This window comes from Bacillus sp. GW823-FHT06B01 (assembly GCF_058952315.1).
Map to the genome: position 1 here is coordinate 262,911 of NZ_JBXAHR010000001.1, position 11,975 is coordinate 274,885.

Sequence of the window (11,975 nt, forward strand, 5' to 3'; positions counted from 1 at the left end):
ATAGATAAATCTATAGATGGAAAGATTTCAATAAAGCGAGTGATTACATGAGTATTTTTATTTTAGAAGATGATGTCATACAAGCGCAGCAAATGAAGCGGCTAGTTGAAGAGATTTGTGAGGAGTATATGTTGCCTTTTGATTTTATAGAGGTAACTAGTAAAAGTGAAAACATTATTACAAACATTCCTAAGGCGAAGTATATCCCAATCTATTTTTTAGATATAGAGATAAAAAGAGAAGAGCGTAAAGGGTTACAAGTGGCACAAGAGATACGAAAGTATGATACGCAAGGAATTATTGTGTTTGTAACGACGCATTCTGAATTTGCACCTATTTCATATCAATATATGGTATCAGCTTTAACTTTTATTGATAAAGGGTTGCCATACGAGGAGAGGCGTAACGTTTTTGAACAATGTTTACTACAGTATGAAGCGCGTAATAAGCAAATTATTCCGTCCGATGACTTTATCGTTGAAAATAGTAATGCGACTGTACGGGTTCCGTTTCATGAAGTTGAATATGTTATGACTGATGAACCGCACCGTTTAGCATTAGTGACGTTAGATCGAATCGTTTATTTTTACGGGACTTTAAAAGAAATTGAATTAGTAGATGAACGTTTATTTCGTTGTCATCAATCATATATCGTGAATACGAAGCAACTGTCTTCTTATGATGCGAAGCAAAAAATGATAGTTTTAAAAAGCGGGAAACGTATTCCAGTATCACGTCGTTTATTCAGTAAAGTACGTAACATATTAAAGGGTGAGATGTAATGTATATTTATGATTTATTTGCAATACTGCTTACTAGTATAAGCCATACGTTTTTATACATTCAATTAATTCGGTACAATAGATTGTCATATAGAATGTTAATAGCTTTAAGTGCGATATTCATTATTTTACTTGCTATTGTCGTAACAGTAACGAGATATCCAGAATTGAATAGTACGATGGTGTTATTTTTAATAAGTTTAGGATTAATGCAAAATGAATTGAAATTTAAGCATAATGTATATTTTGCACTAGTGAGTATGGTAATTATAACGTTAGTGAAAATGTTGCTATTTGATTTAGGAATGAAAACCTTTATGTTAACGCCATTCAATTTATATTTATGGACAGGTAGCATGATTCATCTTATCGTATCGACACTTACTTTTATCAGTATTTTAGTAGCTCGGAAAAGAATTCAAAAAATTGCTCAATATATAGTAGGTAGTCGGCTATACTATGTAACTTATATATTATTAATTGCCGGATTTATTATTGAACTAATTTTAACTCGGCCATCTTCTGCGTTTTTAGCAAAGTTAAATCAACAATACAGTGATGTAAGTTATATTTCAGCGATTATTGTATTTTTATTATTAGTCATCATAGTACTTATAAGTTCACATTTATCGAAAGCAAAGTTACAAGAAGAGCATGAAAAACGTTTGGATAAAGAGTTATTAGATTATGTGGAGAAATTAGAGGATATGCATGACGAGCTTGCTAGTTTCCGTCACGATTATATGAATGTATTACTATCGTTAGAAGAGGGAATACGTACGAAAAATGTGATAGAAATTGAGCAAGTGTACTATGACGTTATAGCTCCTACGTTAAAAACAATAAATGATCATGAACTTGATATTGCGAAATTATCTCGTATACATATTCCTGAAGTGAGAAGTGTATTAAGGGCGAAAGTTGGCACTGCCCAGCAGCATCAAATAAAAGTAATGCTTGATATACCGGAGAGCATTGAAAGTGTTTCGATGACGATCATTTCATTTATTCGCATCATTTCAGTTTTAGTAGACAATGCAATTGAAGAGGCAGTACATAGTGAGGAAAAGATATTGCAAATCGCATTTTTTGAATTGGATTCACGACAATATTTTATCGTACGTAATAGTTCAAAGAGTGAAGCGATTGATTTGCAAAAAATTTATGAGAAAAACCATTCAAGTAAAGCAGGAGCGAGAGGATACGGGTTATTTTCGTTAAAACGGATTATGAATAAAACAAATAACGCGACGTTAGAAACAACTTATGTAAGTCCTTATTTCACGCAAACATTCCTATTAACAGAGATGAAATGACCATCTATGATGAAAATGAAACCGAATAGGAAAGAACTACATACTTCTTTCACTCGTTTATATACACTTTAAGTAAGAGGTGAAGCGAGATGAATGGTCTTATTTTTACATCAATGATTAGCATTGGTTTACCGCTTGTATCACTATTATATGCTGTTTGGAAGAAACGCTATATTCCTTATATGTTAGGTGTATTGGCTTTTGTTGTATCACAAATATTGATCCGCATACCAATACTGAATTATGTAAATGGAACTAGCACAGATTTTCAAATGTTTTCAGTAATGCAGCCTGTATTATTTGTAATTTTGCTTAGTTTATCAGCTGGAATTTTTGAAGAGATAGCTCGTTTTATTGCAATGCGTTATTTTATGAAGCAACGAGATTGGCAGTCTGGTTTTTTATTTGGAGCAGGGCATGGTGGTATTGAGGCAGTGTTGATAGTTGGTATCCCGGTAATATCTCTATTATTGTCACAAGCAGTCATTCAAAATGGTGACAGTTACTATTTCGGCGGTATTGAGCGCATCTTCGCGATGATATTGCATATTGGACTTTCCTTCATTGTATTACAAGCTGTCGTCCAAAAGAAATTCCGTTATGTTGTATATGCAATTCTCATCCATGGGACCGCAAATGCATTAGCTGGCATTATATCGCTATATGTACCAGGGAAAAACGGGATCATTATGTCAGAAGTTTCAATAGCAATTTGTACTTTAGTCGTTTTTAGCTATAGTTTTATTTTAAAAAGAAAGGGTGTATGAAAATGAGAAGAATGTTACTTATTATTATAAGTGCTATCGCGGCGTTCGCACTTGCAGCATGTACCGGTAATAAAGTAGATCAAAGTACATCAAAAAACTTTATTCCGAAGGCGGAAGAAATTGTATCATTATTAAATGAAGCAAAGTATAAAGAAGTACATGAAAAATTTGATAGTAAAATGAAATCAGCTTTATCAGAAGAGCAAATGAAAGAACTTACTCCTATAATTGAAAAAGCTGGTACATTCGAAAAAATTGAGAAAAAATCGATTGAAGAAAAAGATGGTTTATATACTGTTATTCTTGTAGCAAAGTATAGTAAAGAACAACGTACCTTTATCGTAACTTATAACGATAAAGAAGAAATAGCTGGGTTAGTAATTAGGTAGAAATGTAATGGCAGATAAGGTGGTTGTGTCCACTTTATCTGTTTTTTGTTTTAACTAAATTATGGTTATTCATGCTAATATAAACACATAGCTATAGAGAAGGGGTGGGTTAGTATGAAAACTGAAATAGTTCCTAAAAAGAAGTACAGCATAATAAGCTATATATCTTTACTCATCGGTATTTTATGTTTTCTGTTCGTTTTTGTAACTCCGACAAGGATAGCGAATGCAGGTAATATAGTGGGAGATTATATTACAGTTGCCCTCACTGTTGCAGGTATCATACTTTCTGTCATTACGATGACGAAAAAAACAGAGAAGAAGGGAATTGCTATTCTTTCATTAATACTGTCCTTATCCTTCTTTATATTTTGGATTATCGCGATTATTTTAGTTTTGACTGGTCGAGTTAGTTTTGCGCCATAATACCGAATAAAAAGAGTCCTTCATACGAGAAGGACTCTTTTTATTCACTTTCTTCTGGTTGATATTCTAAAATATCCCCTGGTTGGCATTCTAACGCTTTACAAATAGCATCTAAAGTTGTAATTCTAATTGCTTTTGCTTTTCCATTTTTTAATATAGAAAGGTTAGCCATTGTAATTCCAACCTTCTCCGAAAGTTCAGTTACACTCATTTTTCGTTTCGCTAACATTACATCAACATTAATTATTATTGCCATGTTATTCACCTCAGACCGTTAAATCATTTTCTGATTTTATATCTATCGCATCTTTTAAAAGTCTTTGGAGAACGGCAGCAAAGACTGCGATTACCATTGAAGCAAAGATTAGGAGCATGCCTATTATAATAATACCTGGTGCGTCATCTCTCTCCGCTATGAGATAGAAGAGTGGCATACCTATTACATATAATACACTAATTGTAACAGCGCATTGTTTAATCTTCTTTAAAGCTCTAACAGATAATTTCGAGAAGGCGTTACCTTTGTCAATGTAGCTTACAAGTTTAAAGGCTTGATATAGAGCAAAATAAAAAGGTATCACCGTTGCATATAGATTAATTAAAATAAGATATTTTATATATGCAATATCCGGGTACAATTCCGCTGCATAATTCCCAATATTAGGAATTGAAAATATACACAAAGCAAAAACAGGAATACCGATAAGGATAATTGCTGTCTTTAAAAAGAGTGTTGATCCTTGTTTCATATAAAGCACCTCATTTTTAAATTATCATTTTAATTTAACATAAATTTTATCGTTTAACAATAAATTCTTATTCATTTCAATCGGATTTTTATTGAGAAACAAATTTTAGTGAAGAGAATGATAAGACGTTTTTATAAAAAAGGTGTGGTCTCTAGTTATTTGAAGATAAAAAGCTATGATATGTACCGTTCGTTGCTTTACTAATAAAAGAAAGTGAAGGTAATGATTGTTAGCTTCATGAAAATTGGGGACTAATAAAACATATATAGGTTGTGGAAATCTTTTTGTATATAAATGAATGTGAAACATACGGAGGAACAACAATGTCGAATTTGGGTTTATTGATGAAAAGGTTACTGTTAGTAGGAACAATCACACTAAGTATGTTATGTACGGAAAGCATGATGAATTATCATACGGTGGAAGCTAAGGTGAAACAAGTAGAATGGCAACCGAAAAATGTAATCATAATGGTTATGGACGGAACGAGTTCTTCAGCAACGACATTAGCTCGCTTGTATAAAGGGAAACCACTTGCACTAGATGAAATTGTAACAGGAGGAGTTCGTACCTATTCGGCGGAATCAGCTATAACAGACTCAGCCCCAGCAGCTACAGCTTTAGCGACGGGGAATAAATCGAATTCAGGATATGTAGGTATATTACCTTCTATTGTAAGTTCACCTGGCTTAAAATCAATAAAAGAAGAGGACAAGTTACGTCCAGTTGCCAATGTTTTAGAAGGTGCCAAACGCACTGGTCGCGCAACTGGAATAGTTGCTACAGCTGAAATTCAGCATGCTACTCCCGCTGGATTTTCTGCTCACCATATTAACCGTAAGCGTTTTGACGTAATTGCGGAGCAGCAAGTGTATCAAAATATAGATGTTGTATTAGGTGGGGGAAAAGAGGCACTGCTACCTATAAAAAGAAAAGATGGTGAAGATTTAGTAAAGGTGATTCAAGACAAAGGATACGACTTTGTTGAAACGAAAGATGCATTATTGAACTCTAAATCTAAGAAAATTTGGGGCTCTTTCTCACATAATGCTCTTGCGTTTGATATGGATCGTGAAGCAACAAATCCGGAGCAACCAACACTTTCTCAAATGACGGAAAAAGCAATTCAAACACTATCAAAAGAAAAAGATGGTTTCTTTTTATTTGTAGAGGGAAGTAAGCCAGACTGGGCAGCTCATGTGAACGATCCAATAGGGATGATTAGTGATGTATTAGCATTTGATAACGCAGTTGCAGAAGCATTGGAATTTGCAAAAAAAGATGGTAATACGATGTTAATAGCTGTAACTGATCATGGTAACAGCGGTATTTCTATTGGGAATGTGAATACGACAAAAGGCTATAATATTACGCCGGTCTCTGCATACATTGGTCCATTAAAAAAATCGAAAATGACACTTGAAGGTGCTACAAATAAACTGAAATCTGATTTATCAAATGTAGACGATGTAGCTAAATTATACGGTTTGGACAATTTAACTTATGATGAAAAAGAAAGAGTAAAAGCAGCAAAAAAGAAATCGGATGTAGGTCCAATACTTACTACATTATTGGCCAATCATGCGAACATAGGCTTCACAACAGGAGGCCATACAGGTGAGGATGTTTTTTTATATTCTTACGGTCCTCAAAAGCCAAAAGGTTTGATCCAAAACACAGACATTGCGAAGACGATGGCGAAAGCAATGGACTTTAACTTAGAAGAAGTAACAAACAAATTATTTGTAGAGAGTGACTTAGCCTTTAAACGAAAAGGTGCAACAGTAACAATAGATAATACTGATGCAGAAAACCCGGTGCTCATAGTAAAACGTAATAATGTAAAAGCTCAATTATTTGTAAATAAAAATATAATTCGTATTAAGAATAAAGAATATGAATTAGGTAGTGTCGTTGTAGAAAGCAATGGCAAGTTCTATATACCAGAAGAAGCAATCCATTTATTCATAAAATATTCTCATTAAAAAAAGCCAATTCCTTAGCTAGTACTTAGGAATTGGCTTTTTTGTGTAGATGAAATTTCATTCGAAAACAAGAGTAAAGAGAATCAAAAATTCTAAAGTGGACTTCTTGTAAATTTATTTATCATATGTTTTTCACCCTGAAAAATATTTCTCAACATTTTCGCCTTTTAAAAAGATTGAATATTCGTATTATAACGAATATTATGTTCCTATCGGCAAAAAAAACGATAATTTGCAGACACTGGGGAGGAAAAGCATTGAAAAAGAATAAGAAGTTAAAACCATTATCAGTTTTAGCAACAGCGGCAGTGTTAAGTAGTACGTTTGCTTTCGGAAGTCATGCAGCGTATGCTGATACGCCACCATCTCTACCAATTGATGAGCATTTAATACCAGATGAGCGTTTGGCAGAAGCGCTGAAACAAAGGGGAGTAATTGATCAATCTGCATCACAAGCTGAGACATCAAAGGCTGTCGAAAATTATGTTGAGAAAAAGAAAGGGGAAAACCTTGGGAAAGAAATCTTGACAGGAGATAGTCTTACGCAAGAAGCTTCTGATTTTATGAAAAAAGTAAAAGATACAAAAATGAAGGAAAATGAACAGGCGCAGCAACCTGAAGTAGGATCAGTAGCTGGGCAAGATGCAGGATTGAATTCTAGAAAACTAAATGGAAAAGTACCGACTACACCAGCGAAGCAAGAAGAGTACAATGGAGCTGTTCGAAAAGATAAAGTGCTTGTTTTACTCGTAGAATTTAGCGATTTTAAGCATAATAATATTGATCAAGAACCAGGTTATATGTATTCTAAGGACTTTAATCGTGAACATTATCAAAAAATGTTATTTGGTGATGAGCAATTTACGTTATTTGATGGATCGAAGATTAACACTTTTAAACAATATTATGAAGAGCAATCTGGCGGAAGCTACACAGTTGATGGCACTGTAACCGAATGGCTTACTGTTCCAGGAAAAGCTTCAGATTATGGTGCGGATGCGGGAACTGGTCATGATAATAAAGGTCCTTTAGGGCCACGCGATTTTGTGAAAGAAGCATTAAAAGCAGCTGTAGCAAAAGGCATTAATTTAGCTGATTATGATCAATTTGATCAATACGATCAAGATGGTGATGGAAATAAAAACGAACCAGATGGAATTATTGACCACCTAATGGTTGTACATGCGGGCGTAGGTCAAGAAGCTGGCGGTGGTAAATTGAAAGATGATGCGATTTGGTCTCATCGTTCAAAACTAGGATCAAAACCATATGCGATAGATGGTACGAAATCTTCTGTTTCAAATTGGGGCGGAAAGATGGCTGCATATGATTATACAATCGAGCCTGAAGACGGAGCAGTTGGTGTGTTTGCGCATGAGTATGGTCATGATTTAGGCTTACCAGATGAATATGATACAAAGTACTCTGGACAAGGTGAACCTGTTGAATCATGGTCCCTTATGAGCGGCGGTAGCTGGGCTGGAAAAATTGCGGGAACAGAGCCAACAAGTTTCTCACCGCAAAATAAAGAGTTTTTCCAAAAGAATATGAAGGGGAACTGGGCGAATATCGTCGAAGTAGATTATGATAAACTTCGCACGGGAATTGGTACCGCAACATATTTAGATCAAAGTGTTACAAAATCAAAACGACCAGGAATCGTTCGTGTTAACTTGCCAGACAAAGATATAAAAAATATCGAATCAGCATTTGGTAAGAAGTTTTATTACAGCACAAAAGGAAATGACATTCATACAACACTTGAGACACCAGTATTTGACTTAACGACTGCAACGGATGCTAAGTTTGATTATAAGGCATTTTATGAATTGGAAGCGAAGTATGATTTCCTTGACGTAAATGCGATTGCAGAAGATGGAACGAAGACACGTATTGATAGAATGGGCGAAAAAGATGTAAAAGGCGGCGTAGATACAACAGATGGTAAGTGGGTTGATAAATCATACGATTTAAGCCAATTTAAAGGAAAGAAAGTAAAATTGCAATTTGAGTATGTAACAGATATTGCAGTAGCTTATAAAGGATTTGCATTAGACAATGCAGCATTAACTGTAGATGGAAAAGTTGTTTTCTCTGATGATGCAGAAGGCCAACCAGCAATGACGCTAAAAGGATTTACTGTGTCTAACGGATTTGAACAGAAAAAACATAACTACTATATCGAGTGGCGAAATTACGCTGGGTCTGACACGGCGCTACAACATGCACGTGGTCCAGTATTTAATACAGGAATGGTTGTATGGTATGCGGATCAAAGCTTTACAGATAACTGGGTAGGTGTTCATCCAGGCGAAGGATTCCTTGGGGTAGTAGATTCTCATCCAGAGGCAATCGTAGGAACATTAAATGGACAACCAACTGTGAAGAGCAGTACGCGTTATCAAATTGCCGATGCGGCATTCTCATTTGATCAAACGCCAGCATGGAAAGTAAATTCGCCAACCCGCGGTATCTTTGATTATAAAGGATTGCCAGGCGTTGCAAAATTTGATGATTCTAAGCAATACATCAACAGTGTTATTCCAGATGCCGGACGTAAGTTGCCGAAACTTGGATTGAAGTTTGAAGTAGTAGGTCAAGCTGAAGACAAGTCTGCAGGGGCAGTTTGGATCCATCGCTAAAATAAAATGAAAAGGAGCTGCCATAAGTCGGTGAAACCTGACTTATGGCAGCTCTTTTCTTCTTGTGAGAAAAAACTGTTACATAAATACAAATCGAAAAAAATTACCATTTAAAAAAATGAAAAGATGTGCAGAAGTGAAAAATTCCTCTGCTTTTATATATATTTATTGGAAAAAATAGATGTTTTTTTTATAATTGAAATGCTCCATCAGTCCGATTATATAAGGTTTTTTGACCGTAAGTAATTTGTAAGTAATGAGTAAGAAAAAAGAGATTTTTATATTATATAATATTTATTACAGCTACTTTTAACACCTGATACTAATAGTATGCTATAATGTGAATTAGCAACATAAAGGAAAGGAATTAGACCAATGACATTAGAAAATACTAAAAATTTAAAAAAACAAGTTGCTCCGTATGAAAAATCAACGATTAAAAAAAGTGTGTGGCAACTTATTAACACAATTGTGCCGTTCATTATTTTATGGTACCTTGCTTATAAAAGTTTGTCCGTTTCTTATTGGTTATCGTTAGTTCCATCTCTGTTAGCCGCTGGTTTTATGACACGGATTTTCATTATTTTTCATGATTGTACCCATTATTCATTCTTTAAAAGTCGACCTGCAAATAGAATCGTAGGGACATGTATGGGTGTGTTAACTTTATTCCCGTTTGATCAATGGGGACATGAGCATTCTATTCATCACGCTACAAGTGGTAATTTGGATAAGAGAGGTACAGGAGATATTTGGACACTTACAGTTGATGAATATGTAGCTGCGCCATTTAGACTTCGTTTAGCATATCGCTTATATCGCAATCCATTCGTTATGTTTGGATTAGGTCCGATTTATGTTTTCTTACTTAAAAATAGATTTAACCGAAAAGGTGCTAGACAGAAAGAACGTATGAATACGTATTTGACGAATATTATAATCGTTGCTTTAATAGCTATACTTTGCTGGGCAATTGGGTGGCAATCGTTTCTGTTAGTGCATGGTACGATATTCTTAATAGCAGGTTCAGTAGGAATTTGGCTGTTTTACGTACAGCACACATTCGAAGATTCTTATTTTGAAGAGGATAAAGATTGGGAATATGTGAAAGCGGCAGTGGAAGGAAGTTCATTTTATAAACTTCCAAAAATCTTGCAATTTCTAACTGGTAATATTGGATTCCATCATGTTCACCATTTAAGTCCAAGAGTACCTAACTATAAACTAGAAGAGGCACACAATAATACGCTTCCGTTAAAAAATGTACCAACGATTACACTTGCTACAAGCTTACGATCACTCCGTTTTCGTCTTTGGGATGAGAAAAGTAACAATTTTGTTACCTTTAAAGAATTCAAAAAAATAATTAAAAACAATGTTTCTGTTCGAGTGAAATCTGAACTATAATTTCATCGTATATAAAAAACTCTCCTTAATCATTTTCGATTTGAGGGGAGTTTTTGTTTAATTATTATATAATCGATATTGAGGAGGAATGCTTATGTGTAGGTATAAATATAAAGAGACAGTAATTATATTATGTAAACAAAATAAATCATTATAATTTTTTTATAGTGAAGGATATATTATATATATATATTGGAAAGTAGAAGGTGGATGATAGTAATTATAAGAACACATACAACGTAATAAAATAATTCTTTCAAAAGGAAGGGGACATGAAAGATGTTGAAATTACAAGGAAAATACAATGAAGCAAAAGTATTTACGAATAACGTTGATGAGACTGCAACTGGGCAGATTATTGATCTTTGTAACCAAGAATTCGTAAAGGATAGTCAAATTCGTATTATGCCAGATACACATGCAGGAGCAGGTTGCACGATTGGGACAACGATGACAATACAAGATAAAATTGTTCCTAATCTTGTAGGGGGTAGACATTGGTTGTGGTATGGAAGTTGTTGTGATTGATAAGAAAAAAGAAGAAATTAATTTCGATTACTTAGACGAAACGATTCGTAAATTTGTTCCAAGTGGTTTTCGTATCCGAGATAAAGAACATCGATTCTCAAAAATGATTGATTTTGATGGTGTGAAGGCCCCATATACATTACAACGAGCTCAAAAAAGTATAGGTACTCTTGGAGGAGGAAATCATTTCATTGAATTAAATGAAGATGATAAAGGAAATGTATATATTGTCATTCATAGTGGTTCTCGTAATTTAGGTAAACAAATAGCAGAGTATTACCAGAACTTCGCGTATGAACAACTAATTCATGTTACTTCAATGAAGGATGAGATTATTAAGAGATTAACTAAAGAGGGGAGAGAAAAAGAAATACAAGAAACTTTACGTGGAATTAAGAAGCCACAGATTCGTAAAGAACTAGCTTATTTAGAAGGAGAAGGATTCAAAGATTATATGAATGACATGAATATTGCCCAAAAGTATGCCGCGTTAAATCGTAAAGCAATGATTGATGAAATTGTTACGAAAATGGACTGGAAAATAACGGATCAATTTACTACAATACATAACTATATTGACATAGAAAATATGATTCTACGAAAAGGTGCTATTTCAGCTCAGAAAGATGAACGAGTAATTATTCCAATTAACATGAGAGATGGTTCAATTATTGCATTTGGTAAAGGTAATCCAGGCTGGAACTTTTCTGGTCCGCATGGGGCAGGACGTATCATGAGTCGTAAGAAGGCTAAAGAATTATTGAGTATAGAGGACTTCCAAAATACGATGAAAGAGGTGTGGACTACATCGGTAGTAGAGAGCACAATTGATGAAGCACCAATGGTATACAAGCCAATGGATGAAATTATAGAAAATACAAAAGAAACGATAGATATAAAGCACATTATTAAGCCATTATATAATTTTAAAGCGAATTAGAAGGGATAAATAAGCAGCCAGAAAAAACTATTTTTCGTATTTTT

Annotated in this window: 12 protein-coding genes; 10 read left to right on the plus strand and 2 right to left on the minus strand. The window is 34.3% G+C overall.

The genetic code is table 11. The annotated features are described in order from the left end of the window. Nucleotides 1–47 precede the first annotated feature (47 nt). The 5 genes from AC1Q8N_RS01405 to AC1Q8N_RS01425 all read left to right on the plus strand — a co-directional run bounded on the left by AC1Q8N_RS01405 (nucleotide 48) and on the right by AC1Q8N_RS01425 (nucleotide 3,680). Complete coding sequence (locus AC1Q8N_RS01405) at nucleotides 48–782, plus strand: LytR/AlgR family response regulator transcription factor (protein ID WP_048547658.1); 735 nt, start codon at nucleotides 48–50, stop codon at nucleotides 780–782. Then, the gene (locus AC1Q8N_RS01410) at nucleotides 782–2,098 is read left to right on the plus strand and encodes a GHKL domain-containing protein (RefSeq protein WP_493521017.1); all 1,317 of its coding nucleotides are present in this window, start codon (nucleotides 782–784) and stop codon (nucleotides 2,096–2,098) included. Before AC1Q8N_RS01405 ends, AC1Q8N_RS01410 begins: the two co-directional genes overlap by 1 nt. 89 nt (nucleotides 2,099–2,187) lie before the next feature. Next, a complete protein-coding gene (locus tag AC1Q8N_RS01415) occupies nucleotides 2,188–2,865 on the plus strand; it encodes a YhfC family glutamic-type intramembrane protease (RefSeq protein ID WP_493521018.1) in 678 nt (225 codons plus the stop codon). Nucleotides 2,866–2,867: 2 nt separating this feature from the next. Beyond that, nucleotides 2,868–3,254 (plus strand): DUF3887 domain-containing protein, encoded by a 387-nt coding sequence (locus AC1Q8N_RS01420; RefSeq protein WP_048547653.1) that lies wholly within the window; start codon nucleotides 2,868–2,870, stop codon nucleotides 3,252–3,254. 114 nt (nucleotides 3,255–3,368) lie between these two features. Beyond that, nucleotides 3,369–3,680 carry a hypothetical protein gene (locus AC1Q8N_RS01425; protein ID WP_048547651.1) on the plus strand — a complete coding sequence of 104 codons (312 nt, stop codon included), beginning with the start codon at nucleotides 3,369–3,371 and terminating at the stop codon, nucleotides 3,678–3,680. Between the two features lie 40 nt (nucleotides 3,681–3,720). Here the strand turns inward: AC1Q8N_RS01425 and AC1Q8N_RS01430 are convergent, their stop codons facing one another. Further along, entirely contained in the window at nucleotides 3,721–3,936 is a 216-nt protein-coding gene (locus AC1Q8N_RS01430) for a helix-turn-helix domain-containing protein (RefSeq protein ID WP_064475642.1), read from the minus strand. A gap of 10 nt (nucleotides 3,937–3,946) precedes the next feature. After that, nucleotides 3,947–4,429, minus strand: coding sequence for a DUF2975 domain-containing protein (locus tag AC1Q8N_RS01435; protein ID WP_493521019.1), 483 nt, complete (start codon nucleotides 4,427–4,429; stop codon nucleotides 3,947–3,949). 323 nt (nucleotides 4,430–4,752) lie between these two features. On the opposite strand from AC1Q8N_RS01435, the gene AC1Q8N_RS01440 reads away from it, so the two are divergent. The 5 genes from AC1Q8N_RS01440 to AC1Q8N_RS01460 all read left to right on the plus strand — a co-directional run bounded on the left by AC1Q8N_RS01440 (nucleotide 4,753) and on the right by AC1Q8N_RS01460 (nucleotide 11,931). Beyond that, nucleotides 4,753–6,414, plus strand: coding sequence for an alkaline phosphatase (locus tag AC1Q8N_RS01440; RefSeq protein WP_493521020.1), 1,662 nt, complete (start codon nucleotides 4,753–4,755; stop codon nucleotides 6,412–6,414). Between the two features lie 257 nt (nucleotides 6,415–6,671). Then, entirely contained in the window at nucleotides 6,672–9,056 is a 2,385-nt protein-coding gene (locus tag AC1Q8N_RS01445) for an immune inhibitor A domain-containing protein (protein ID WP_098080519.1), read from the plus strand. A gap of 375 nt (nucleotides 9,057–9,431) precedes the next feature. After that, nucleotides 9,432–10,463: a Delta(5) desaturase DesA gene (gene desA / locus AC1Q8N_RS01450; RefSeq protein WP_000171508.1), complete on the plus strand. Its 1,032-nt coding sequence runs from the start codon at nucleotides 9,432–9,434 to the stop codon at nucleotides 10,461–10,463. 279 nt (nucleotides 10,464–10,742) lie between these two features. Further along, nucleotides 10,743–10,991, plus strand: a complete 249-nt coding sequence (locus AC1Q8N_RS01455; RefSeq protein WP_493521021.1) for a hypothetical protein — start codon at nucleotides 10,743–10,745, stop codon at nucleotides 10,989–10,991. Continuing rightward, nucleotides 10,972–11,931 carry an RtcB family protein gene (locus AC1Q8N_RS01460; protein WP_493521022.1) on the plus strand — a complete coding sequence of 320 codons (960 nt, stop codon included), beginning with the start codon at nucleotides 10,972–10,974 and terminating at the stop codon, nucleotides 11,929–11,931. The genes AC1Q8N_RS01455 and AC1Q8N_RS01460 overlap by 20 nt, the downstream gene beginning before the upstream one ends. The last annotated feature ends 44 nt before the right edge of the window (nucleotides 11,932–11,975 follow it).